This window comes from Microbacterium trichothecenolyticum (genome assembly GCF_030818955.1).
GTDB classification, from domain to species: domain Bacteria; phylum Actinomycetota; class Actinomycetes; order Actinomycetales; family Microbacteriaceae; genus Microbacterium; species Microbacterium trichothecenolyticum_B.
In genome coordinates this window covers 827,148-849,427 of record NZ_JAUTBF010000001.1, presented here as the reverse complement: position 1 = coordinate 849,427, position 22,280 = coordinate 827,148, and the positions used below count along the sequence as shown (strand labels likewise).

Below are 22,280 nucleotides of genomic sequence, written 5' to 3'. Positions count from 1 at the left end.
CCGGTCTCCGACACCGCGGAGCCCACGATCGCTCCTGCCGCACCCGGCCCCCGCCCGTCGGCGAAGCCCGTCGCCCGCCCGCGTCCCGGCGCGCCCGTGCCGTCGGCTCCGGCTGGCGCCGCCGTGTCGAGCGCACCGTCTGTGCCCTGGGGTCGTGTCGACGACGAGGGCACGGTCTCCGTGCGCGAGGGCGACGAGTGGCGTGTCGTGGGTCAGTACCCCGATGGCACCCCCGCCGAGGCGCTCGCCTACTTCGAGCGCAAGTTCGCCGACCTCGCCGGCGAGGTGACCCTCCTCGAGGTGCGTCACCGTCGCGGGGGTGCCTCCGCCAGCGACCTGCGTTCCACCGCGAAGGCCGTGCGCGCGAAGGTCGACGGTGCGGCCGCCGTCGGCGATCTGTCCGCGCTGCTTTCTCGACTCGATGCGTTGACCTCCGAACTCGCCGAGGCGAGCGAGAGCGAGGCCGCCGCCGCCAAGGAAGCCGTCGAGGAGGCCGTTCGCGAGCGCACGGCCATCGTCGAGCAAGCCGAGGCGCTGGCTGCCCGCGATCCGCAGACGGTGCAGTGGAAGCAGATGACCGCAGACATGTCTGCGCTCTTCGACCGCTGGCAGGCGCACCAGCAGAACGGACCGCGCCTGTCGAAGTCGACGGCTCAGCAGTTGTGGCGTCGCTTCCGCGACGCGCGTGCCACCGTCGACCGTCACCGTCGGGAATTCTTCTCGCAGCTCGACGACACGCATAAGGCCGCCCGCGACACCAAGACGCGTCTCGTCGAGCGAGCAGAGGCCCTCGCGCCGCGCGGCGAAGAGGGCATCGGCGCCTATCGCGATCTGCTCGAGGCGTGGAAGGCCTCGGGGCGCGCGGGTCGCAAGGTCGACGATGCGCTGTGGGCACGTTTCAAGGCCGCCGGTGACGCGCTCTACGGTGCTCGTATCGAGCGGGAGTCGGCCGACGCGGAGGCGTCGAAAGAGAAGATCGAGCAGAAGAAGGCGTTGCTCGAGCAGGCCGCGCCGCTCGTCGACGAGAAGAACCTCGCCACCGCTCGCCAGAAGCTCACCGCGATCCAGCGGCAGTGGGACGAGATCGGCCGGATCTTCCCCCGTGAAAAGGAACGCGCCCTCGACGACGACCTCCGCAAGATCGAACAGAGCGTGCGCACCCGAGAGGACGCCGACTGGAAGCGGAACGATCCCGAGCAGAAGGCGCGCGCCAACGACATGACGCGTCAGCTCACCGACGCCATCGACAAACTGGAAGCCGAGGTGGCCGCTGCTACCGCGCGCGGCGACAAGCGCGCGGCGGCGCAGGCATCCGAAGCGCTCGAGGCGCGGCGCACCTGGTTGCGCGCGCTCGGCGGTTGAGCCGGTTCTCCACAGATCCTCACGGGTCGCCACGGTAGGGCGACACCACGCGCCACACTGGCGGGGTGGTGTCGCCCTTCCTCTTCTTCGCCGACGAGCGTCTGTCGCTCGCCGAACTGACCGCCGCGTGTCTCGACGGCTGCCTCGTCGCCCTCGGCGAGGGCTTCGTGCCGGCCGATGCCGTCGAGACCCCGTGGATGCGCGCACGCAGTCTGAGTCCCCTTCTCGGCGGGCGGTGGGCGGCGGTGCGTGCCAGCGCGGCGTGGATACATGGGCAGGTGCCTCTGGAGCCGACGTGTCACCACGCGCAGCGCGTGGGGGCCGCGCGGCGAGGTGTTCGCCCCACCGCGCGGGCGCATTTTCACGACGTGCGTCTGGAGGGCGCGGATATCGTCTCGATCGCGGGGGTGCATGTGAGTACACCGACGCGCACGCTCGTCGATCTGGCCCGCTCCGCGGAGCCGTCCGAGGTGCAGATCGCCACAGCGTGGGCACGGGAAGATCCCGGCATGGCGGCAGCCGCGCGCGAATGGCTCGCCACGCACCCGCGTTTCCCCTACGGCCGCCGGGCCGGAGTCGTTCTCCGGGCATGCCCGACGGGGTGAGGGGCGGCTGTCGCCCGGCTCGGGGCTGCGACCTACGACGAGGTGACGCGGTAGACGTCGTAGACGGCGTCGATACGGCGAACGGCGTTGAGCACGCGATCGAGATGCACTGTGTCGCCCATCTCGAAGACGAACTTGCTCAGAGCCAATCGGTCGTTCGTCGTCGACACGGTCGCCGACAGGATGTTGACGTGGTGTTCGCTGAGAACACGGGTGACATCGCTGAGCAGCCCCGACCGATCGAGCGCCTCGACCTGGATCTGTACCAGGAAGACGCTCTTCGTGGTGGGTGCCCACTCCACGTCGATCAGACGGTCGGGCTCTTCCTTCAACGCACGGACATTCGTGCAGTCGCCGCGGTGTACCGAGACGCCGCTGCCGCGCGTGACGAAGCCGACGATGTCGTCGCCGGGGACGGGGGTGCAGCACTTCGCGAGTTTGACCAGGATGTCGGGTGCACCGCGGACGAGCACACCCGAATCGCCGCCGCGCGGCGCTCGGCTGCGCCCTACCGGGAGGTCGATCGGTCCGGTGTTGGCCTCTTCGACGTTGACGAGCGCCGTCACCTTCTCGATGACGGACTGGGTCGAGACGTGGCCTTCGCCCACCGCCGCGTACAGCGCCGAGACGTCTTCGTAGTGGAAGAGCCGCGCGACCTCGGTGAACGAGTCCTGGCTCATGAGACGCTGCAGGGGAAGGTTCTGGCGACGCATCGCGCGGGCGATCGAGTCCTTGCCCTGTTCGATGGCCTCTTCGCGCCGCTCCTTCGTGAACCAGCCGCGGATCTTGTTGCGCGCGCGTGTGCTCTTGACGAACCCGAGCCAGTCCTGGCTGGGGCCGGCGTCGGGGTTCTTCGAGGTGAAGACCTCCACGACGTCGCCGCTCTGCAACGTGGACTCCAGCGGCACGAGGCGCCCGTTGACCTTCGCCCCCATGGTGCGGTGGCCGATCTCGGTGTGCACGGCGTACGCGAAGTCGACGGGGGTCGCCCCCGTCGGCAGGCCGATCACGCGGCCCTTGGGCGTGAAGACGTAGACCTCTTTCGCGCCGATCTCGAAACGCAGCGAGTCGAGGAACTCCCCCGGGTCGGCTGTCTCGGCCTGCCAGTCGGAGATGTGCGCGATCCACGCCATGTCCGCGTCGACGGCCTTGGCATCCGGCTTGCCGCCGGCCATGCGCTCCTTGTACTTCCAGTGGGCCGCGACACCGAACTCGGCCTGCTGATGCATCTCGTGCGTGCGGATCTGGATCTCGACCGTGCGTCCGCCCGGACCGAGGACCGTCGTGTGCAGCGATTGGTACAGGTTGAACTTCGGGGTGGCGATGTAATCCTTGAACCGCCCGGGCAGAGGAGTCCATCGGGCGTGGATCGCCCCCAGCACCGCGTAGCAGTCGCGCACGGTGCCGACCAGGATGCGGATGCCGATCAGGTCGTAGATATCGTCGAACTCACGGCCCCGCACGACCATCTTCTGGTAGACCGAGTAGAGCTGTTTCGGCCGGCCCATGACTCGGCCGCGCACGCGCAGTTCGCGTAAATCGGCGTCGACGGCGTCGATGACGTTCTGCACATATTGCTCGCGCTGCGGGGTGCGCTGCTTGACCAGGCTCTCGATCTCCGCGTAGAGCTTGGGGTGCATGACCGCGAAAGACAGGTCTTCGAGTTCGCTCTTGATGGCCTGGATGCCGAGACGATGGGCCAGCGGGGCGTAGATCTCGAGCGTCTCCGTGGCCTTCTTCGCCGCCTTGTGCGGGGGCACGAAGCCCCACGTGCGCGCGTTGTGCAGGCGGTCGGCGAGCTTGATGAGAAGCACGCGGATGTCTTTCGACATCGCGACGATCATCTTGCGCACGGTCTCGGCCTGAGCGCTGTCGCCGTACTTGACCTTGTCGAGCTTGGTCACTCCGTCGACGAGCATCGCGACTTCGTCGCCGAAATCGGCCGCCAGCTCGTCGAGCGGGTACCCGGTGTCTTCGACGGTGTCGTGCAGCAGGGCCGCGGCGATCGCTTTCGGTCCGAGTCCGAGCTCGGCGAGGATCTGTGCGACGGCGAGCGGGTGCGTGATGTACGGCTCGCCGCTCTGCCGCTTCTGACCGTCGTGTGCCTTGTCAGCGACCGCGTATGCGCGTTCGATGATGGCGAGATCGCCCTTGGGGTGGTGCGTGCGCACGGTCCGAAGGAGCTTGTCTACGTCGTCGCGGCGTGCCGCTCTGGAGAAGATGCGGGGCACGAGGCGCCGTAGCGAGGACGGCGGCGGCGCAGAAGAGGCGGTCTCCGTCATCGCTCCCCCTCTTCTTCGGTCAGTCGATCAATCCTACGCCCCGAGGGGCGGGCTCCTGGCTCAGGCCGGGATGCCCGCCTTCTCACGGGCGGCCAGCACGCGGGCGTCGCGCTGGGCGATCGGCTGCTCCTTCTCGCGCAGCAGCGCGTACATCGGAACGGCCACGAACAGCGTCGAGTACGCCGCGACGATGGTGCCGACGAAGATCGACAGCGAGATGTCGCTGAGCGTACGGGCTCCGAGCGGCACACCGATGAAGAGGATGGCGCCGACGGGGAGGATCGCCACGACGGTGGTGTTGATCGAACGGATCAGCGTCTGGTTCGCCGCGAGGTTGACCGACTCCGCGAAGGTTCGACCCGAGATCTCGCCGTCTTCTCGGGTGTTCTCGCGCACCTTGTCGAAGACGACGGTGGTGTCGTACAGGGCGTACGACAGGATCGTCAGGAAGCCGATCACGGCCGCCGGGGAGATCTCGAAGCCGAACACCGCGTACACGCCGATCGTGATGACCAGCACGTCGACGAGGCCGATGATCGCCGCGACCGACATCTTCCACGTGCGGAAGTACAGCGCGAGGATGAGGAACGTCAGGGCCAGGAAGATCGACAGACCCCACAGCGACTGACGCGTGACGTCGCTGCCCCAGGTGGGTCCGATGAACGAGTTGGTGACCTCGGAAGCCGGCACGTCGTACGCCTGGGCGAGAGCTGCGGCGACCGCCTGCGTCTGGTCGTTGTCCATCTGATCGGTCTGCACGCGAACGGCCTGATCGCTGATCGTGGTGACGCGCGTGGTCGCTCCGGGAACGACCGACGTGACCGCCTGCGTCGCGGTGGCCTGGTCGAACGATGCCGGGTTGGACACCGTGAACTGGGATCCGCCGGTGAACTCGATCGAGAACTGTACGGGACGAACAAGCGGCACGAGGGCCGCGCTGATCACGAGCACCGCGGCGATGATGAACCACAGGCGTCGACGCTGCACGAAGGGGAACGATGTCTTCCCCGAGTAGAGGTCGTTACCGAGCTGCGACATGGAGCGCATCAGGCGTCTCCCTCCTTCGTGGAGCGGCTATCGCTCTGGGCCGCAGCCAGTTCGGCCTGCTTCCGCTCGGCGATCGTCTGGCGCCGCTGGGCTTCGCCGCGCGAACGCTTCACGCGACCGGCGTCGGCGACCGGCGCGCGGAATTGGGCCCGGCCCCGGTAGACGGCCCCCAGTGCGTTCGGGTCCATCCCCGACAGCGGGTGGCCGTTGCCGAAGAACCGTGTGCGCGCCAGCAGCTGCATGACGGGGTGCGTGAAGAGGACGAAGATGAGGATGTCGATCGCGGTCGTCAGCCCCAGCGTGAAAGCGAATCCCTTCACCGTGGAGTCGGCGAGGATGTACAGCACAACAGCCGCGAGGATGTTGATCGACTTCGAGATGTAGATCGTGCGCTTGGCGCGCGACCATCCGTCTTCGACGGCCGCGGTGATCGACTTGCCGTCGCGGAGCTCGTCGCGGATGCGTTCGAAGTACACGATGAACGAGTCCGCGGTGAATCCGATCGTCACGATCAGGCCGGCGACGCCGGCGAGCGACAGGCGGAAGCCCGCTCGCCACGCCAGGATGCACAGCGCGACATAGGTCAGGACCGCCATGACCGCGAGCGATGCGATGATCACGGTTCCGAGCGCCCGGTACACGATCAGCGAGTACACCGCCACCAGTCCGAGACCGATGAGGCCGGCGATGAAGCCGACCTGCAGCTGCTGTGAGCCGAGGGTGGCCGAGACCGTGTCGGAGCTGACGACGGTGAAGCTGAGCGGCAGGGCGCCGTACTTCAGCTGGTCGGCGAGGGCCTTCGACGATTCCTGGGTGAAGCTGCCGGTGATGCTGGGGCGACCGTCGACGATCAGACCGTTCATCGACGGAGCCGAAAGGACCTTTCCATCGAGGACGAACGCGAACTGATTGAGCGGGGGCTGCGCTCCGTACAGACGCTGGCTGATCTCGGCGAACTTCTGGGTGCCCTGGTCGTTGAAGACCAAGTTCACGGCCCACTGACCGGTGTTCTGCTCCTGGCCGTTGGTCGCGTTGGTGATGTCGGTGCCGTCGAGTTCGACGGGACCGAGGATGTACTTCGTCGAGTCGCCGACGCCGCACGTGATCATCGGCTGATCGGCCGGCGCGTGGGCGGGGTTGCTCGGCGGGTTCGCGCAGTCGTACGCGAGGAACTGCGCCTGCAGGGCGGGCGTGATCCACGCCGTGTCGCTCGCGTTGGTGGGCGACGCGGTGGGCGTGGCCGGCAGGTCGGGGGCAGGGGTGGGGTACGGCGTGGTGTTGCCGTCTTGTCCGACGAACGTCGTGGCGGGCGAACCCGTGAACAGCACCGGGCGCAGCTGCAGCTGCGCGGAGCTCTGGATACGTTCGCGCGTCGCTTCGTCGGCTTCACCGGGGATCTGCACGACGATGTTCCGCCCACCCTCGGTCGCCACATCGGCCTCGCCGACGCCCGAGGCGTCGACGCGCTGGCGGATGATCGACACGGCTTGCTGCAGCTGCTCGTTCTCGGGCGCTGCGCCATCGGTGGTCTGTGCCTGGAGGATGATCTGCGTGCCGCCCTGGAGGTCGAGCGCGAGCTCGGGGGTCCAAGAACTGGCGTGGAAGACGTACACGCCAAGCGCGTTGATGCCGAAGAGCACGCCGGTGATGGCAAGCAATCCGGTCAGAACGCGCCAGGCGTGACGGACGGGTGTCGAGGGCGCCACGGAGTCGGCTTTCTGTGCGGCGGTGAACGGGACGGGATGCCGGGGTGTCAGGCCTGCGGGCGATCCTTGTCGGTCGGCTCGGCCTCGGCGGCGTTCTGGCGCGCGGCGCGGTGATCGTCGCTGATCGAGGTGATGTCGCCGTCGGCGACGCCTGCGACGTACTCGGCCTCGGTCTCTTCGGCCTCGATGTAGTCGTCTTCGGTGACGAAGCCCTCAGCCGGGTTGACGATGCGCAGCACGGCCTGGCTGTGCACCTTGATGACCACGCCGGGCGCGATCTCGACGTGAGCGGGCTTGTCGAGGTCTTCTCCGTCGTAGTCGACGATGGTGCCGTACAGGCCGCCCTGCAAGAGGACTTCGGCGCCGGGTACGGTCTCGCGTGCCTTCTGCTCGATCTCGGCTTTCTGCTTCTGCATGCGGCGGCGCGAGCTCCAGAACATGAAGACCAGCAGGCCGATGAGCAGGATGACGATGCCGTAATCGGCGAAGAACCGTGCGATATCCATCGAGGCGGTGCACCTTTCGAGTCAGGCGCGCCGTGTGGCACTGCCTTGCGGGGGTCGGGGAATCCCCCGCCGAGTATAGGTCATGACCCCTGGCTGAATCGGAGCAGGCCGTCGGGGTGGGGGGCGCCGAGGTGATCGTAGGCCTCTGGCGTTGCGACGCGTCCGCGAGGGGTGCGCCCCATGAACCCGATGCGCACCAGGTAGGGCTCGACCACCGACTCGATCGTCTCGGGCTCTTCGCCCACAGCCACGGCGAGCGTGCTGAGGCCCACCGGCCCGCCGCGGAAACGGCGGACGAGGGCATCGAGCACGGCTCTGTCGAGGCGATCGAGTCCGATGGCATCCACGTCGTAGAGGTCGAGCGCGGCATCGACGGTGCGCACATCGGCGTCGCCGTCGTCGGCGCCGACCGACGGCCCGTGCACCACGAGGTAATCGCGCACGCGCCGCAGCAGGCGGTTGGCGATGCGGGGCGTGCCGCGGGAGCGCCGCGCGATCTCGGAACGCGCCGTCCCCGGAAGCCCCACGTCGAGCATGGCGGCGGAGCGGGACACGACGCGCTCGAGCTCTTCGGGCTCGTAGTACTCGAGGTGCGCCGTGAAGCCGAACCTGTCGCGCAGCGGGTTCGGCAGCAGTCCCGCCCGCGTCGTCGCGCCCACGAGGGTGAAGGGCGACAGATCGAGCGGGATGCTGGTCGCCCCGGCCCCTTTGCCGACCATGATGTCGATGCGGAAATCCTCCATCGCGAGGTACAGCATCTCTTCGGCCGAGCGGGCCATGCGGTGGATCTCGTCGATGAAGAGCACTTCGCCTGGGGTGAGCGAGGACAGCAGCGCGGCCAGATCGCCCGCGTGCTGGATCGCCGGTCCGCTCGAGAGGCGCAGGGGGCGCCGGCTCTCGTGCGCGACGATCATGGCGAGCGTCGTCTTGCCGAGGCCCGGGGGACCAGACAGCAGGATGTGGTCGGGTGAGCGCTGCTGGATGCGCGCCGCGTCGAGCAACAGCTGCAGCTGGCCGCGCACTTTCTGCTGCCCCACGAACTCGGCCAGCGACGTCGGGCGTAGCGCCCCCTCGATCGCGAGCTCGGTCTCGTCGTCGGGCGCGCCGGCGTCGCGGACGTCAGCCACCCACCGTCTCCTTGCGTGCGGGACCGAGCAGGGCGAGCGTGAGACGCAGCAAGCTCTGGACCGAGGCGCGGTCGGCGTCGGAGGCGCTCTCGGCGACGGATGCCACGGCCTCCGCCGCCGTGCGCTCGCTCCAGCCGAGGCCGACGAGCGCCTGCGTCACCTGTACTGGCACCTGTCCCTGGGCGGAGACGGCCGCGGGGGCGGCAGTCGGCACCACGGACAGCTTGCCGGCCAGCTGCACCACGATGAGCTTCGCGGTCTTCGGGCCGATGCCCGAGACGCGGCGAAACGGTGCGTCGTCGTCGTCTGCCACGGCCTGGGCGATCTGCGGTACCGTCAGCGACGAGAGCACGCCGAGCGCGGACTTGGGGCCGACGCCGGTGACGCCGATGAGCTGCGTGAAGACGGTGAGCTCTTCGCGGCTCTCGAAGCCGTAGAGCGAGAGCGCATCTTCGCGGACGATGAGGTTGGTGTGCAGGTGCACGTCGTCGCCGATGTGCACCGTGCGGGCGAACTGTGCCGTCACGGCGACCGAGAAGCCGACACCGCCCACCACCACGACCAGCGAGTCGTCGGCGACGTGAGCCGCCGTCCCGTGCAGCGAAGAGATCATGCGCCCAGCTTACGCGTCGCTTCGTACATGTGTTCGAGCGACACGAGGCTGTGGAGAACGCCGCTTCTCGGCATCCCGCCACGCCTTCTGCGCGGGGGTGAGCGTCGTTCCGCCGGCCGGCGTCGCCGGTCCCCCGCGCCAGGCGTGACAGAGCGCGATGGCCAGGGCATCTGCCGCGTCGGCGGGCTGCGGCAGCGCGTCGAGCCGCAGCACGCGGGCGACCATCGTCTGCACCTGGAGCTTGTCGGCCGAGCCGTAGCCGGTGATCGCCGCCTTGACCTCGCTGGGCGTGTGGGTGGCGGCGGGGATGCCGTGCTCGGCGGCCAGCAGCAGTGCGATACCGCTCGCTTGGGCCGTGCCCATCACCGAGTGTCGGTTGTTCTGCGCGAAGACCCGCTCGACGGCGACGACCATCGGGTCGTGCTCGCGCAACACGGAGCGGATGCCGGCGGCGATCGCGGCCAGTCGCTTCTCGATCGGGTCGGTGGTCGCCGAACGCACGACACCGACATGGACGAGGGATGCCGTGCGGTTCGCCGAGACGTCCACGATGCCGATGCCGCAGCGCGTCAACCCGGGGTCGATGCCGAGGACGCGCAGAGAACGAGACACGCCCCCCACGCTAGGCGCAGGGGGCGTGGCGGACGGCAGGGCGCGCCCTTACTCGTCGTTCTCGAGCTCGGCCTGTACCTCGGGGCTGAGGTCGAAGTTCGTGTACACGTTCTGCACGTCGTCGCTGTCTTCGAGCGCGTCGATGAGGCGGAACACCTTCCGCGCGGTGTCGGCGTCGACCTCGACTTTGAGCGAGGGGACGAACTCCACGTCGGCGGAGTCGTACTCGATACCGGCATCCTGGAGGGCGCTGCGGACCGAGACGAGGTCGGAGGCCTCGGTGATGACTCCGAAGCCTTCGCCGTGCGGCTCGACTTCTTCAGCGCCCGCCTCGAGCACGGCGAGCATGACGTCGTCTTCGCTGGTGCCTTCGCTCGGGACCACGATGACGCCCTTGCGACTGAAGTTGTACGCGACGCTGCCGGGGTCGGCGAGCGTGCCGCCGTTACGACTGAGGGCGGTACGCACCTCGGCCGCGGCGCGGTTCTTGTTGTCGGTCAGACACTCGATGAGGAAGGCCACACCGTTGGGTCCGTAGCCCTCGTACATGATCGAGGAGTACTCGACCGCTTCGCCGCCGATGCCGGCGCCGCGCTTGATCGCACGGTCGATGTTGTCTTTCGGGACCGAGGTCTTCTTGGCCTTGAGAACGGCGTCGAAGAGGGTCGGGTTGCCCTGGAGGTCGGCTCCACCGAGCTTCGCCGCGACCTCGATGTTCTTGATGAGCTTGGCCCACGACTTGGCGCGGCGGGAGTCGATGACCGCCTTCTTGTGCTTGGTCGTGGCCCATTTGGAGTGTCCGGACATGTACCCAACATAACGGTAGATAGACAACGAGGCCCGCGGCTGGTAGACCGCGGGCCTCTTGTCGTTGCTCGATTACTCCCCCGTGTCGGCGTCATCCTCCCACGCCGGGACGATGCGCCAGCGCGGGATATGGCGCTGTCCGGCGGGCCGCACCGGAAACACCTCGACGCGGGCGATCAGCGGCGTCAGAACGTGGTTGCGCTTGCTCGGCGTCATGTTCTGCCACTGGCGGCGCAGATCGGGCGACACGGCCGCCGGGGCGGCATCCCGCACCGGGTTCCTCGTCGCATCCTGCACGCGCCGCTCGGCGTCGTCGCGCTCCGCCTCAAGCTCGGCGCGGAGGCGCTCGTACATGTCGCGCGGGATCGCGTCATCCACGTACTTGAGCGTGAGTCTCGCGAGGCGGTCCTCAATCCGACCGAGCTGCTGCTGCGCGCGCCGCGCGGTGATCTGCACGCGGTTCCCGTGCTCCGTCGTCTGCTCCTGTGCCTCGCGCTGCAAGCTGATGCTGTCGGCGAACGCCAGCACCCACTCTTCCACCGCGGCGTCGAGGACGTCCATGTACACCTGAACGCTTCGGACGCTCGTCGTGCTCGCGCCGAGGGTGCATCGGTAGAACCCGCGCTTGCCGGTGACGCTCTGCCCGCTCATCGCTCCTTGGCAATCCATACAGCGAAGGAGGCCGGAGAGCATCGGGGCCGAGTGGCGGCTGCGGGCGCGTCGGGCGACGACGTAGGCGTCCCACGTCGCGCGGTCGATCACCGGCTCATGTGCGCCGGGCCGGAACTCGCGAAGCCAGACGGCGATCTTCGGCGTCGAGATGTTCGTGCCCTTCGGCTTCGGCGGCGTGCGGACGAGGAGCCCGGCTCCGAACCCGGCATCCATCGTCTGCAAGACGTCCTGATACTTCCACGGCCGGTCGTTGTCCTTGCCGCGCATGATCCCGCGCTCGTGGAGCCAACGGACGAGCTGGACGCTCCCCCATCCGCCCAGATAAAGCCGGTACAGCTCGGCGAGGGCGGGGCCGGTCACGGGATCGACGACGTAGGCACCGTCGACCTGTTGGTAGCCGAACCGGGGGCCTCCCGTGGCGGGGAGGCCGCGGGCGATGCGATGCGCCGGGGCCTCCGCCCACTGCTCCCCGATCCGCTCGGACTCGAACGCGGCGAGTTCGGTCATCACGCCGCGGGCGAACCGTCCGGCCGCCGTCCGATCGTTCGGCTCGGTCGCTGACTCGATGCGTCCCCCGACGACATCGGCCATGTCCGCCGCGACCGCCCAGTCCCGGCGGCTGCGGCTGAGGCGCGACCAGCGCCAAACGATGACGACCTCGGCCTCTCCCGTTTCGAGCGCGTTCATGGCGCGCTGCACGCCCGCACGGCGCTTCCAGGACCGCCCGGTGATGCCAGGATCGGACTCGACTCCGACGACGGTGTATCCCTGTTCCTCGGCGTGCTGGCGGGCGGCCTGTTCCTGCACTTCGAGGCTGATCGACTCCTCTTTATAGGTCGACTGCCGTAGGTAGATCACGGCGCGCTCTACGGCCGGAGCCGGAAGGCGTGTGATCCGGGCGCTCATCCGACCGCCACCCGCGATCCGACGTTGATTTCGAGGTGCGTACGCAGGAGGCCCGGGGTGACGCGAAGGATCTTCGCCAACAGGGTGGGGTCGTTCGTCACGGTGGCCAGCTCCGCAAGGTCTTCGCTATCGACCAAGCGGCTCATGGCAAATGCCACCGCGCTCTCCCGCGTCGCGCCGGGGTCGAGCGCATAGGCGAGTTGATAGGTGGCGGTGCTGCGGAAGTGCGAGCGATCCGAGGTACGAACGCGGATGGTCCGAGATTCAGGGTGCCATTCGCCCGCGTCGTCGGCGTCGAGGTCGTGCACGATCTGGATGCCGTGCTTCGCGGCCTCGGGCGTCGGGTCGTAGTTCGGGCCGTAGACCTCCCCGGCCCGGATGGTAGTGCTGTGCATTTCTTCGGGTGATCGCAATCTCTTCGGTTTCGTATATCAGTCCGGCCCCCCTGGGCCTCCCCCACCCCGGTCGAGGCAGCAACCGCCGATGAGGTGTAGACCGTCGTCCGCTAGAACCCTGCGCATATTGCTCAGCCGACCCCCGCGCCGGCCGAAGCAAAGTGCGTAGTCCCGGCCCCCATCGCATCCCGCGGTGGGGGCCTTTGTCATGCCATCGAAAGGAACGAAATGGCTACCCTCAAGAACCACCGCGGCCACTGGCTGCGCGATGACGCGGCCGCCGCATTCGATCGCCTCGAGGACGATCACGGCGTGTTCGGCGTCAACTCGGCGGGCCGCTCCGTCGAGTCGCAGAACGGCCTCATCCGGCGCTGGGATCAGGGCGGCCCGGCCAACCGGCCCCCGTACTTGTACGAGCCCGCTCGGCCCGCCGAGCGCTCCAACCACGTCGCGAACGGCGGCATCGCCGTGGACGTGGCCGACCCCGCCCGCTTCACCGCTGTGTGCGGCCCCTACGGCTTCGTGCAGCCCTACCCGAAGACCGACCCGGTGCACTTCGAGTTCCGCGGCGGCGGCGCTGCTGGCGGCTCCGGCGAGAACTTCCCCGCCCGCGCCCGCTACGGCGGCGGCTTCGTCCTGTTCACTCAGGACTTGCTCGGCGAGTTCGGCCACAACACGGGCGGCCGCGACGGCAAGGACGGCCTCGCCACCCAGGCGGCGGTCCTCCACGAGCAGGGCGCGGCTGAAGGGAACGGCTTCGGGCGCATCGCTCGCGACGGGATCGGCGGCCCCGACACGGTGACCTACCTCCTCTGGGCGTTCCTCAACTACCGGGCTCGCCCGGACGAGACGCCCGGCCAGCCCGCGCGCTCGCGCTACGGCTCGACGTGGGTCCGCTACGTGCAGCGGCTCGCCGCCGCGCTCGGCCACGATCTCGGCCCCGATGGGGTCGACGGCCAGGACGGCCCGCGGACGCAGGAAATCGTGCGGTTCGAGCAGGCGATGGCCGCCAAGAACGGCTACGGCACGCTCGCGGTCGACGGCATCGGCGGATACGAGACGGCCAAGTACCTGCTCTGGGCCGTCGTGAAGTTCCGCCTCCCGTGGAACTGATCCGCGCGGCCCGCCGGGCATGGCGCCGCATCGCTGAGCCGCGCGTGCTGCGCGTGGTCTTCCTGCTCGGCTACGTCGTGACGCTCTGCACGGGCGTCGCGACGCTGACGAACCCGCCGACGACGATCGAGGGCGCTCTCGGGCCGATCCTCTCCGTCTCGTGGGCGGTCTTCTGGATCGTCGGCGGCTCCGTCGGCGCGCTCACCGTCCTGCCGGGGTACTGGCAGCTCGAGCGCGCGGCCGTCGGGGCGTGCCTGTTCGGCATCGGCATCTATGGCGTCGTCGTCGCGACGCTGCACTTCCAGTCGTCCGGCTCGCTCCTGACCCAGCTCGGCGTGCTCATCGTCGCGCTGCTGTTCTACATCGTTCGTCTGCTGCTGATCCGGGGGCACGACTTCGAGCCCCGGAGGTGACGCATGGACATCGCTCGTGACGCCGCGCTGCTGCTGACCGCTGTAGGGGGCACCGTCCTGGTGCCGAAGATCGCGGCTGCGCTGTGGGGCGCACTCACCGGCCGGGCGGGCCGCCAGCGCCGCGAGATTGATCGCGTGCGGCGGGATGTCGACGAGGAGGCCTACCGGCGTCGTTTGGCGGAGGAGCACGCCTCGGCGTGCCGCCGCGTGCTGCTCGAGGCCCCGTGCGTCGATCCCGCGGATATCCCCGCCTGGCCTACCTACCACCGTCGAAAGGACATGGAATGAAGAAGACTCTCGATCGCCTCCGGGCATGGCTCACGGATGCTCGCCGCCAGGCGCTCCACGCCGCGCTCGGCACGCTCTCGACGCTCGGCGTCACCGCGGGGCTCATCACGGACGGCCAGTCGGCCGCCGTGGTGGGCCTCGCGGGCTCCGGCCTCGCGCTGGCGCAGGGCCTCCTCTCGCTCGCCCTGCTGCGCGGCTCCGCGGCCGCGCGCTGGTTCGACGTCACGGGCCGCGGGCTCGTCTACGGCTTCGCGGCCGCGGGCGGCGCTGTCGGCCTCGCGTTCGGGCTCGTCGGCTCCGACACCGTGGCGCACGTCGCGTCGCTTGTCACCGTCGGCCTGACCGTCGTGTCGTCCTTCCTGGGCGTGCTGAACGTGCAGACCGTCCCCGCGGACGCCGAGGGTCGCCCCCTCACCAGGCGCGAGTACCGCTCCACGCTATCCGGGTAGCGAGGAGTGCCCTGGATGGCTTGAGCGAGGTGGCTCGATCGGAGGATTAAATGTTTCTAATGCGGGAACATCCTCGCGTCTGCGATTGTCCGGCGGGCTGATAAACGCTTACATCAGCTAGCTTGGGCAGCAGAAAGTCAGATAGGTCGACGAAAGGGGCATTATGTTCTCACTAGCTACACCTGACCTACTGTGGTCAGTGCTCCTAGTAGCGGCCGCGGTTCTGCTGGTTGCCTCGCTCGTGAGCATTTCGCGCAACGCGGAGCTGTCCACCGATGCTCGAGCACCTTGGATCTTGGTCGCGGTGCTGTTGCCCGTGGTGGGCCCGATTGCATGGTTCATGGCGCGCCCGCGGAAACGACGTCGTGTAGAGGACGCGGGCTGACGCGCATGTCTCAGAAAGCAGATTCGCTGTACCAGCATGGCAGTCGAGAGGGGACTGCTGCACGGATAGGTGACAGTTCCTAGTCACGCCGCCAGTGCGGCGGTCGTGTTCATGATGGTCTCGAACTCGATGGGCGTCAAACGGCCCAGGCGGGCCTGACGTCGGCGGCGGTGGTAGGTTCGCTCGATCCAGGTCACCATCGCGATGCGTAGCTGCTCGCGGGTGGTCCACGAGCGGCGGTCGAGGACGTTCTTCTGTAGCAGCGCGAAGAAGCTCTCCATGGCCGCGTTGTCTCCGCTCGACCCGACTCTGCCCATACTCCCGACCATGCGGTGACGGGCCAGTGCGCGGAGCATCTTCCGGCTGCGGAACTGAGATCCCCTGTCCGAATGCACGACGCAACCGGCGACGTCGCCGCGCATCGCAACGGCGTTCTCGAGCGCCTGAACGGCCAGGCGCGACTTCATCCGGGAGTCGATCGAGTACCCCACGATCCGGCCGGAGTACACGTCCTTGATCGCGCAGAGGTAGAGCTTGCCCTCCGCGGTCCGATGCTCGGTGATGTCTGTGAGCCAGAGTTCGTTCGGCGCGTCCGCGGCGAACACGTGCCGGGTCTGGCCGTGCTCGTCGACGACGGCGCAGAGGTTCGTCGTGAACCGGCGGGCCCGGCTTGCGGTGCTTGCCGCGCTTGGGCTTGCCGAACGCGCTGAACCAGCCGTTCGCGGAGGCGATCCGCCATGCGGTCCGGTCCGACATCGCCTCGCCGTTGTCGCGGGCCTCGTCGGCGAGGAGCCGGTGCCCGAACTCGGGGTCATCGCGGTGGGCATCGAACAGCGCGTTCGCGCGATACGCCTCCACCACCTCACTCGGGGTGATGGGGTTCGCCAACCACCGGTAATAGGGCTGGCGGGAGAGCTTGAGCACCCGACACGTCACCGTCACAGGGATCCCTGCAGCGGCGAGCTCCGTCACGAGCGGGTAGAGCCTTTTCCCGGCAGGTTCGCCTGCGACAAGTACGCCGCAGCCCGACGAAGGACCTCGTTCTCCTGCTCGAGAAGCCGGTTCCGTTTCTTCAGCTCACGGATCTCCGCGGACTCGGACCGTGACTGGCCGGGCTTGGCGCCCGAGTCGATGTCAGCGCGACGCAACCACTTCTGCAGTGTCATCGGATGAACACCGAAGTCTTCCGCGATCTGCTCGATCGTCACGCCGGGCTCGCGATTTTGGGCGACGCGCACGACGTCGTCACGGAACTCGGACGGGTAGGGCTTTGGCACGATGGCATCCTTCCAGGCCCACCCCGCGGGCAAGCCAGATCAGATGTCACCTACTCGTGCAGCAGTCCCGGGAATCATTTCCGGCATCCGAAACGGTGGTACTTCCTGCGAAGGCTTGCAGTGCAACGGCCGGAAGTGCTCACGAACGGCCCTGATCTCCCCGATCTACCCTGCAATCGCGAACATGAATGGCGGCCTTACCCTCATGACGAACACCAATTACTGACCTTCACGAGCAGACCGGCGTGAAGGTGCGGTTGTCGTTCGGCATGTAGCACTGAAGCGTATCCCCTGCGAAAACCCCGAAGGCAACCGCTACCAAAAGAGCGGCGATCGTCACAGCCCCGAGAATCAGGGCGACGGCGATCGCCGCTCTTGCTTTGGAAGGCCTTTTGCTCATGACCCTAAACTAGTGCTGACCAGCTCCGCCACGAAGCGCACGCCGAGACCTCGACTGCCGCCGTCTCCGCCACATGTGATCGACTCGGTGTCGTCCACCGCGTTACGTCGTTCCCACGCTCGGGTTGTTTGAGAGCGGAGGGCTCCTCCCCACGAAGACGCTCCCGCGCTGATCCGCGGCGTTGCCACTCTCGCCTGCGAGGGCCGCCCGATCGCCTGACGGCGGCCGCACGTAACCCAGGTCACTGGGCGTTGATGGACATGCACCCAACATTACGGCAGATGGACAACGGGCCCAGCGGCTGCCGGCAGCGGGCACCCCGCCGTCATCGAGGTCGCCGCGCGGCGCGCGTGCGCGATCATGTCGCGCGCCATGCCGTCGTCGCCGCGATCTGGCGACGGGGAAGCCTGAGAGCAGGTCACGACAGAACGACAGGGTGGAACTCGATGGGGCCGGGACAGAACCCGTCCGAGGTGGTGGTGTACGGAATCTCGATCACCTCGTCACGGGTGACCTCTCCCGAACCGTCGACGACCACGATCCGGATGTGATCCCCGGGGTCCAGGCCTACGGTGTCCGAGGCGACGTACGGCGCCACGGGCGGAACCTCCCACGTCCCGTCCTCGCCACGAACGATCGCGGTCGGCTCGCATCCTGACCCGAAACACGCTGCCACGCTGCCGTCGCCCAGGGCCTCCGAGCTGATCTCGAGCTTCACGGGGTCCGTGTAGACGAACCCGATCGCGGGGCACGCGAGCACGGGCGGGGTGCAGGCGACGAGGAGAGAACTGCTGAGCAGTACCGCCACGACGCCGAACCCTCGGATTCTCATGGCTCGAAACCTTTCGTGGGCGGAGATGCAGCGACGTTTTCGGATCGGCGGTTGGCGATGATCGCCCTGCGACCCACATCGGTGGGGAAAATACGCGCTGAATGTCAGACCGACAAGCGAATTTCACCCGAGGAGGCATGAGCGGTCGGCCGCTCCCCGCCGCCCGACTCGACGTCCGAATCGAAGATCAGCGACAGAATCCCGCTGGTGACGATCAGGTACACCACGGCGACGATGACCGCCATCCACGCGACGAGGGGGAGGTGAGGTTCGTTCGAACGCGCTTCGCCATGTGTGCGATCGTAGAGGTCTTTGAGGGAGCGGAGAGCGATGCGGGTGCGAGCCACATATATCGAGATTCCCGTGGAGAATCTGGACCGCGCGGCTTACTTCTACGGACAGTTGTTCGGTGTGTCGCTGCGTCGAACGGTCATCGACGCGCACCCCTGCTGCGTTCTGGATGAGGACTCGGACGCCGAGGGCGCGGTCATCGCTCTCATGGAAGGCGAGTCGTATGTGCCGTCCATCGACGGCACCCGGGTGTACGTGACGGTCGACGACGTCGAGGACGTGTTGGGACGTGTGAGGGCACTCGGTGGGTCGATCTTGTACCCCGCTCAGGAGGTTGCGGATGGGCTGATCGTCGCCGAGTTACGAGACAGTGAGGGTAATCGACTCGCCCTCAGTAACCGGTAGTTCATGGAACCGCTGACCATCCGGTCTGTGAGGGGACCGGAAGAGTACCCGTGGCTCGCGGAGATCTGGCGCGGGGCCGTTTATGCGACGCACGACTTCCTCGCCGAGGCGGATCGAGAGGAGATCGAGGCCCGGCTGCAGTCCGACTACTTTCCCGCCGTCGTTCTGTCGGTCGCCGAGCGCGAAGGTCGACCGGTGGGATTTTCGGGTGTGCTCGACGGAGTGCTGGAGATGCTGTTCGTCGACGCGGCGCAGCACGGCGGGGGTGTCGGCACGGCTCTGCTCGCGCATGCGGTCGAGAACCACGGTGTGACGAAAGTCGATGTCAACGAGCAGAACGTCTCGGCCGCAGGCTTCTACGCCCATCGCGGATTCGAGGTCGTCAATCGCAGCGCGACCGACGAGGCCGGTCGCCCGTATCCGTTGCTCCACCTGCGCCTCACTCGTCCATGCGAGAATGCGCGGCCGCATGCAGTTTGATGCCTTTGCGGTCTACTCCGCGGCGATGGGAGTGGCCGCCGAGGTGATCCCCGAGGCCCAAAGCAGCGACTACGAGTCTGGGATCGTGCAGATAGATGCGGACGCCTGGCACATCCGGACTGCACGGAACACGCCCACCAAGTCGGGAGCTTTCGTCGCATTTTGGCGACGGGATGCGAAGGGGAAGATCATTCCGTTCGGCGACCTGGATCCTGCGGCGGGGCTGTTCGTCTTCGTCGCGCAGAATGACAGACGCGGGATGTTTCGTTCCACAGCTGCGCATCTCGTCGAACTGGGTGTGACGTCGGGGAAGGGGCCCGGCAAGCGCGGGTTCCGGGTGTATCCGAGTTGGTGTGTCGCACTCAACGCCCAAGCCGTGAGCACGCAACGTATTCGAGCCCGCGCGTTCCAAGAGTTCTGAATTCGTCGCGAGCGGGTGCGCTCGTGTAAGTCCCGGCAGCACAGATTTCGGCGTGGTCGCTGCCCCTTATGCCATTGACGCGCAGCTCTTGTTCGCGAGCGCATCAGAGATCCGTATCCCCCGTTACGTGGCGCCCATGGACATAGGGCAACTTTATCGTGGGTTACGAACGGCCCGCGGCTACCAAGCCGCGGGCCTCTTGTGCTTCTGGGGCTTAGGTACCGGGTTCGGCGTCGTCCTCTTACGCCGGGATGATTGTTCAGCGCAGAATCTGGCGCTGCCCGGCGGGTCGCTTCGGATCGACGATCACGCGGGCGATCAGCGGCCGGAGCGGCCGCATCGCGCCGGCATGGACGAGGGGGACCCGCCGAACCTATGGGCGGCGCACCAACGCGAGCGTCGGATGGGATTTCGGGAGCGCGTCGAGAATTTTCGCGCCGAGGGTCTGATTTAGCTTCGCTGATTCGGCATCGCGCAGGCAGGTGTTCCTCCCGGAAGGCGATGCCGGTAGCGAGCAATGAAGAAGTATCCAACTCTCGCGAGCCACGAGAACGGTGGAGTCACGAGGAGGTTCCCGAGGAATCTCAAGCCGAGCGAATCTTGCATGCGCAAGACTGCACCGAATGCAGCATGTCCCCGGAATGCCTCGCCACCCCGGAAGAACCAGGCAGCGCTTCTCACATCGCTATCTGTGAGGTCGAACTGTTTCAAATCAAGCCATTGCCAGGGCTGCGCCTCGGGGAACACGCCAAGGGTGTTCTTGAGGCGGGTCACCCATGTCGTGCAGAATGCGCAGTCACCGTCGTACACGAGCATCGCTTGGTGCTGCGTCATGCCGCTGATTGTAGCGGCGGCCCCACCTTCGCGCTTAGTAACGATCATTCGAACACAAATGCGCGGATTCGAGAGCTGCTGCGCCTTCAACTGTCAGACGAGCGGCTCGCGACCGCCAACGCGAAAGTGCTCGCTGAGAATTTTTGCTACTCAGAGGCGGCCCGGTTTGAGAGGGCGGGCTCGCGCCCCGGCCGTTAATACGCAGAAGCGTGTGCGTTCGGCGACCGCTATAGCCGCGCGAAGAATGCTTTCCCCGGCCGCCGCGTCGGATGATCCGTATCCCCCTTTATGTGGCGAATGTCGGGTGATCCGTATCCCCCTTTGTGCGGCGACTATGGACATAGGGCAACTTTATCGTGGGTGACGCGCGATGGACGTTCTTGTGGCGCACATGGTCCATCCGTCCCCGCGGCCGTCATGTCTGACCGCGTGCCACGACGGTGCTCGTTCTGTCGTGACGCTTGCGAAGGAACTGGATGACCGCGCGTCCGGCCTCCTCGGGCTCCTGCTCGAGCGGGTAGTGCCCGGAGTCGTCGAGAACGACGCTCGTCACATCCTCAGCCACGGCGCGCATGCCGTCCCCGACGGCGGAGCCCATGGCGAACCGTCCGCCGATCGCTAGCACCGGCGGCGTGATGCGTCGAGTGAGCAGACGCCGAACATAGTTGACGTCGTCTGAGCGGGTGCGGTAGTAGCCAAACCCTGCTTCCGAAACACCCGGCGCGGAGTAGGCATTCACGTACGACCGCGTCACGTCATCGTCGAGTCCTGCCGGGCCTGCGCTCTGCTGAAGGAATAGACCGTAGTACACAGCCTCGCGTCCCGGGACGAGGCGTTCGGCGAGACCGACGGCGCGGTTGAAGGGTCCGTGCCACTCGGGATAGTGGTCACGGCCTGCGGCGGGGATGTCGATATCGATTCCGGGGAGGATCTCCTCCTCGATGACGAGCGCGGTGACACGAGAGCCCAGCTCGCCGGCGAGGAGCACGGCGACCGTCGCGCCCCAATCGTGGCCGATCAGTGCGAAGCGCGTAATCCCCCGTCGATCCAGGAACGACCGCAGCCAGTGGGCGAGGTCGGCCTTCCGAAGGCTCTGGTCTTCCTCAGGTGCTGCGCCGAGACCCGGCAGCGTAACGGGGACGACGTCGAAGCCTGCCTGCTCGAGCCGCGGGGTCAGATGCCGCCAGTGCCCCTCTGTGACCGGCCAGCCGTGAAGCAGCACCACAGGATGACGGTTCGATCCCGACGACATTGCTCCATCATGCAGCACCCGTCCCACGCCGGCAGCGACTTTTGTGACCAGAACGGCGTGACGGTGCGGACGTCCTTCCGCAGATCGCATGACGTCTGCGCCGGGTGATCCGTATCCCCCGTCATGTGGGATCCATGGACATGCTGCAACTTCATCCTGGGATGCTGCGAGCCCGCGGCGATCTATGTCGCGACCCTCTGCCCGCTGCGCCGACCCGCGGCAGCGGCCGTCTCCTCGGGCTCAGCGCGGTCGAGTGACACACTCCACCGCCCGTCCTAGGGTCAATCGCATGGCCTCCATCCGAAACATCTCCGTCGGACTCCCGGTCAAGGCCGGGCACGTTCTCGTGCTGAACGGGACGGACGCCGTGGAGGGTGAGGACTTTCATCGAGCCATCGGTGGCGGCATCGAGTTCGGAGAAACCGCGGAACAGGCGTTGCGTCGTGAATTCGATGAGGAGCTGGGCGTCGAACTGGGGCGGGTGACACTGCTCGCAGTTGTCGAGAACATCTTCGTGTACGAGGGAAACCGGGGTCACGAGATCGCTCACGTTTTCGCCGTCGAGTCCGCCGAGATCGAGGCGGTGCCGCTCGACGCTGAACTGCATGTACTCGATGAAGGAAGTCCGGTCGTGTGGGCGCCGATCAGCACAATGGACCGTCCGCTCTACCCGACGGGCACCGCGCACCTGCTCGAGTCGCTCACGCAGTAGGTGAGCAGTGTCTCGCGGGCGATTGAGGTATCGACTCGAGTCCTCATCCGAGTCTGAGGTCGCGCGACATGCTCCGGCCCGTGACCCT

At 67.3% G+C, this 22,280-nt stretch carries 26 protein-coding genes and 1 pseudogene; 11 read left to right on the top strand and 16 right to left on the bottom strand.

All coding sequences use genetic code 11. The annotated features are described in order from the left end of the window. Positions 1 to 123 precede the first annotated feature (123 nt). Entirely contained in the window at positions 124 to 1,362 is a 1,239-nt protein-coding gene (locus tag QE412_RS04110) for a DUF349 domain-containing protein (RefSeq protein WP_444875326.1), read from the top strand. A 65-nt stretch (positions 1,363 to 1,427) separates the two neighbouring features. Further along, a complete protein-coding gene (locus QE412_RS04105) occupies positions 1,428 to 1,967 on the top strand; it encodes a hypothetical protein (protein ID WP_307480481.1) in 540 nt (179 codons plus the stop codon). 32 nt (positions 1,968 to 1,999) lie between these two features. Here the strand turns inward: QE412_RS04105 and QE412_RS04100 are convergent, their stop codons facing one another. The 10 genes from QE412_RS04100 to QE412_RS04055 form a co-directional block, all read right to left on the bottom strand. Beyond that, positions 2,000 to 4,249 (bottom strand): RelA/SpoT family protein, encoded by a 2,250-nt coding sequence (locus tag QE412_RS04100; RefSeq protein WP_307480478.1) that lies wholly within the window; start codon positions 4,247 to 4,249, stop codon positions 2,000 to 2,002. Between the two features lie 60 nt (positions 4,250 to 4,309). Beyond that, positions 4,310 to 5,296 carry a protein translocase subunit SecF gene (gene secF / locus QE412_RS04095; protein ID WP_307480477.1) on the bottom strand — a complete coding sequence of 329 codons (987 nt, stop codon included), beginning with the start codon at positions 5,294 to 5,296 and terminating at the stop codon, positions 4,310 to 4,312. Then, positions 5,296 to 7,002: a protein translocase subunit SecD gene (gene secD, locus QE412_RS04090; RefSeq protein ID WP_307480474.1), complete on the bottom strand. Its 1,707-nt coding sequence runs from the start codon at positions 7,000 to 7,002 to the stop codon at positions 5,296 to 5,298. Before secD ends, secF begins: the two co-directional genes overlap by 1 nt. Before the next feature lie 47 nt (positions 7,003 to 7,049). Beyond that, a complete protein-coding gene (locus tag QE412_RS04085; RefSeq protein WP_307480471.1) occupies positions 7,050 to 7,508 on the bottom strand; it encodes a preprotein translocase subunit YajC in 459 nt (152 codons plus the stop codon). Between the two features lie 80 nt (positions 7,509 to 7,588). Continuing rightward, the gene (gene ruvB / locus QE412_RS04080) at positions 7,589 to 8,635 is read right to left on the bottom strand and encodes a Holliday junction branch migration DNA helicase RuvB (RefSeq protein ID WP_307480468.1); all 1,047 of its coding nucleotides are present in this window, start codon (positions 8,633 to 8,635) and stop codon (positions 7,589 to 7,591) included. Further along, positions 8,628 to 9,248, bottom strand: coding sequence for a Holliday junction branch migration protein RuvA (gene ruvA / locus QE412_RS04075; RefSeq protein WP_307480466.1), 621 nt, complete (start codon positions 9,246 to 9,248; stop codon positions 8,628 to 8,630). Before ruvA ends, ruvB begins: the two co-directional genes overlap by 8 nt. 9 nt (positions 9,249 to 9,257) lie before the next feature. Then, complete coding sequence (gene ruvC / locus QE412_RS04070) at positions 9,258 to 9,860, bottom strand: crossover junction endodeoxyribonuclease RuvC (RefSeq protein ID WP_307480464.1); 603 nt, start codon at positions 9,858 to 9,860, stop codon at positions 9,258 to 9,260. Between the two features lie 48 nt (positions 9,861 to 9,908). Further along, entirely contained in the window at positions 9,909 to 10,667 is a 759-nt protein-coding gene (locus tag QE412_RS04065) for a YebC/PmpR family DNA-binding transcriptional regulator (RefSeq protein WP_307480461.1), read from the bottom strand. Between the two features lie 72 nt (positions 10,668 to 10,739). After that, positions 10,740 to 12,245 (bottom strand): recombinase family protein, encoded by a 1,506-nt coding sequence (locus QE412_RS04060; RefSeq protein ID WP_307480458.1) that lies wholly within the window; start codon positions 12,243 to 12,245, stop codon positions 10,740 to 10,742. Continuing rightward, positions 12,242 to 12,640: a hypothetical protein gene (locus QE412_RS04055; RefSeq protein WP_307480457.1), complete on the bottom strand. Its 399-nt coding sequence runs from the start codon at positions 12,638 to 12,640 to the stop codon at positions 12,242 to 12,244. Before QE412_RS04055 ends, QE412_RS04060 begins: the two co-directional genes overlap by 4 nt. A 228-nt stretch (positions 12,641 to 12,868) precedes the next feature. Between QE412_RS04055 and QE412_RS04050 the strand changes: the two genes are divergently transcribed. From QE412_RS04050 to QE412_RS17670, 5 genes are all read left to right on the top strand, one after another. After that, entirely contained in the window at positions 12,869 to 13,753 is an 885-nt protein-coding gene (locus QE412_RS04050) for a hypothetical protein (RefSeq protein WP_307480454.1), read from the top strand. After that, complete coding sequence (locus QE412_RS04045; protein ID WP_307480451.1) at positions 13,744 to 14,166, top strand: hypothetical protein; 423 nt, start codon at positions 13,744 to 13,746, stop codon at positions 14,164 to 14,166. The genes QE412_RS04050 and QE412_RS04045 overlap by 10 nt, the downstream gene beginning before the upstream one ends. Positions 14,167 to 14,169: 3 nt before the next feature. Next, positions 14,170 to 14,454 (top strand): hypothetical protein, encoded by a 285-nt coding sequence (locus QE412_RS04040; protein ID WP_307480449.1) that lies wholly within the window; start codon positions 14,170 to 14,172, stop codon positions 14,452 to 14,454. Further along, on the top strand, positions 14,451 to 14,903 hold the full coding sequence (locus tag QE412_RS04035; RefSeq protein ID WP_307480446.1) for a hypothetical protein: 453 nt from the start codon (positions 14,451 to 14,453) through the stop codon (positions 14,901 to 14,903). Before QE412_RS04040 ends, QE412_RS04035 begins: the two co-directional genes overlap by 4 nt. A gap of 163 nt (positions 14,904 to 15,066) precedes the next feature. Next, entirely contained in the window at positions 15,067 to 15,288 is a 222-nt protein-coding gene (locus QE412_RS17670) for a PLDc N-terminal domain-containing protein (RefSeq protein ID WP_373426529.1), read from the top strand. A gap of 83 nt (positions 15,289 to 15,371) precedes the next feature. Here QE412_RS17670 and QE412_RS04030 read toward each other — a convergent pair. From QE412_RS04030 to QE412_RS04015, 4 genes and pseudogenes are all read right to left on the bottom strand, one after another. Further along, a pseudogene (locus QE412_RS04030) lies at positions 15,372 to 16,565 on the bottom strand (IS3 family transposase). Between the two features lie 229 nt (positions 16,566 to 16,794). Continuing rightward, entirely contained in the window at positions 16,795 to 16,965 is a 171-nt protein-coding gene (locus QE412_RS04025; RefSeq protein ID WP_307480443.1) for a hypothetical protein, read from the bottom strand. A gap of 418 nt (positions 16,966 to 17,383) precedes the next feature. Next, positions 17,384 to 17,797 carry a hypothetical protein gene (locus QE412_RS04020; RefSeq protein WP_307480438.1) on the bottom strand — a complete coding sequence of 138 codons (414 nt, stop codon included), beginning with the start codon at positions 17,795 to 17,797 and terminating at the stop codon, positions 17,384 to 17,386. Between the two features lie 104 nt (positions 17,798 to 17,901). Continuing rightward, entirely contained in the window at positions 17,902 to 18,042 is a 141-nt protein-coding gene (locus QE412_RS04015; protein ID WP_307480435.1) for a hypothetical protein, read from the bottom strand. Between the two features lie 85 nt (positions 18,043 to 18,127). Here QE412_RS04015 and QE412_RS04010 point away from each other — a divergent pair, with 85 nt between their 5' ends. Genes QE412_RS04010 through QE412_RS04000 form a run of 3 tightly spaced genes read left to right on the top strand, consistent with a single transcriptional unit; the run spans position 18,128 to position 19,394 of the window. Then, complete coding sequence (locus QE412_RS04010) at positions 18,128 to 18,493, top strand: VOC family protein (RefSeq protein ID WP_373426528.1); 366 nt, start codon at positions 18,128 to 18,130, stop codon at positions 18,491 to 18,493. A 27-nt stretch (positions 18,494 to 18,520) separates the two neighbouring features. Then, positions 18,521 to 18,973, top strand: a complete 453-nt coding sequence (locus QE412_RS04005) for an acetyltransferase (RefSeq protein ID WP_373426527.1) — start codon at positions 18,521 to 18,523, stop codon at positions 18,971 to 18,973. Then, positions 18,963 to 19,394 (top strand): MepB family protein, encoded by a 432-nt coding sequence (locus tag QE412_RS04000; protein ID WP_307480427.1) that lies wholly within the window; start codon positions 18,963 to 18,965, stop codon positions 19,392 to 19,394. The genes QE412_RS04005 and QE412_RS04000 overlap by 11 nt, the downstream gene beginning before the upstream one ends. Positions 19,395 to 19,844: 450 nt before the next feature. Here QE412_RS04000 and QE412_RS03995 read toward each other — a convergent pair whose 3' ends face one another. Both QE412_RS03995 and QE412_RS03990 read right to left on the bottom strand, forming a co-directional pair. Further along, positions 19,845 to 20,228 carry a thiol-disulfide oxidoreductase DCC family protein gene (locus QE412_RS03995; RefSeq protein WP_307480424.1) on the bottom strand — a complete coding sequence of 128 codons (384 nt, stop codon included), beginning with the start codon at positions 20,226 to 20,228 and terminating at the stop codon, positions 19,845 to 19,847. Between the two features lie 415 nt (positions 20,229 to 20,643). After that, positions 20,644 to 21,453: an alpha/beta fold hydrolase gene (locus tag QE412_RS03990; protein WP_307480421.1), complete on the bottom strand. Its 810-nt coding sequence runs from the start codon at positions 21,451 to 21,453 to the stop codon at positions 20,644 to 20,646. 316 nt (positions 21,454 to 21,769) lie between these two features. Between QE412_RS03990 and QE412_RS03985 the strand changes: the two genes are divergently transcribed. Then, positions 21,770 to 22,192 carry an NUDIX domain-containing protein gene (locus QE412_RS03985; RefSeq protein WP_307480418.1) on the top strand — a complete coding sequence of 141 codons (423 nt, stop codon included), beginning with the start codon at positions 21,770 to 21,772 and terminating at the stop codon, positions 22,190 to 22,192. Positions 22,193 to 22,280 lie beyond the last annotated feature (88 nt).

Excerpts from the sequence above, each read along its gene's own strand:
- QE412_RS03995 (WP_307480424.1), bottom strand. The coding sequence starts at position 20,228 with ATGACGCAGCACCAAGCGATGCTCGTGTACGACGGTGACTGCGCATTC.
- QE412_RS04060 (WP_307480458.1), bottom strand. The coding sequence starts at position 12,245 with ATGAGCGCCCGGATCACACGCCTTCCGGCTCCGGCCGTAGAGCGCGCC.
- QE412_RS17670 (WP_373426529.1), top strand. The coding sequence starts at position 15,067 with ATGTTCTCACTAGCTACACCTGACCTACTGTGGTCAGTGCTCCTAGTA.
- QE412_RS04020 (WP_307480438.1), bottom strand. The coding sequence starts at position 17,797 with ATGAGAATCCGAGGGTTCGGCGTCGTGGCGGTACTGCTCAGCAGTTCT.
- secF (WP_307480477.1), bottom strand. The coding sequence starts at position 5,296 with ATGCGCTCCATGTCGCAGCTCGGTAACGACCTCTACTCGGGGAAGACA.
- QE412_RS04055 (WP_307480457.1), bottom strand. The coding sequence starts at position 12,640 with ATGCACAGCACTACCATCCGGGCCGGGGAGGTCTACGGCCCGAACTAC.
- QE412_RS04015 (WP_307480435.1), bottom strand. The coding sequence starts at position 18,042 with ATGGCGGTCATCGTCGCCGTGGTGTACCTGATCGTCACCAGCGGGATT.
- QE412_RS03985 (WP_307480418.1), top strand. The coding sequence starts at position 21,770 with ATGGCCTCCATCCGAAACATCTCCGTCGGACTCCCGGTCAAGGCCGGG.
- ruvA (WP_307480466.1), bottom strand. The coding sequence starts at position 9,248 with ATGATCTCTTCGCTGCACGGGACGGCGGCTCACGTCGCCGACGACTCG.
- QE412_RS04065 (WP_307480461.1), bottom strand. The coding sequence starts at position 10,667 with ATGTCCGGACACTCCAAATGGGCCACGACCAAGCACAAGAAGGCGGTC.
- QE412_RS04025 (WP_307480443.1), bottom strand. The coding sequence starts at position 16,965 with ATGAGCAAAAGGCCTTCCAAAGCAAGAGCGGCGATCGCCGTCGCCCTG.
- QE412_RS04035 (WP_307480446.1), top strand. The coding sequence starts at position 14,451 with ATGAAGAAGACTCTCGATCGCCTCCGGGCATGGCTCACGGATGCTCGC.
- QE412_RS04010 (WP_373426528.1), top strand. The coding sequence starts at position 18,128 with ATGCGGGTGCGAGCCACATATATCGAGATTCCCGTGGAGAATCTGGAC.
- QE412_RS04100 (WP_307480478.1), bottom strand. The coding sequence starts at position 4,249 with ATGACGGAGACCGCCTCTTCTGCGCCGCCGCCGTCCTCGCTACGGCGC.
- QE412_RS04040 (WP_307480449.1), top strand. The coding sequence starts at position 14,170 with ATGGACATCGCTCGTGACGCCGCGCTGCTGCTGACCGCTGTAGGGGGC.
- QE412_RS04050 (WP_307480454.1), top strand. The coding sequence starts at position 12,869 with ATGGCTACCCTCAAGAACCACCGCGGCCACTGGCTGCGCGATGACGCG.
- QE412_RS04000 (WP_307480427.1), top strand. The coding sequence starts at position 18,963 with ATGCAGTTTGATGCCTTTGCGGTCTACTCCGCGGCGATGGGAGTGGCC.
- QE412_RS04085 (WP_307480471.1), bottom strand. The coding sequence starts at position 7,508 with ATGGATATCGCACGGTTCTTCGCCGATTACGGCATCGTCATCCTGCTC.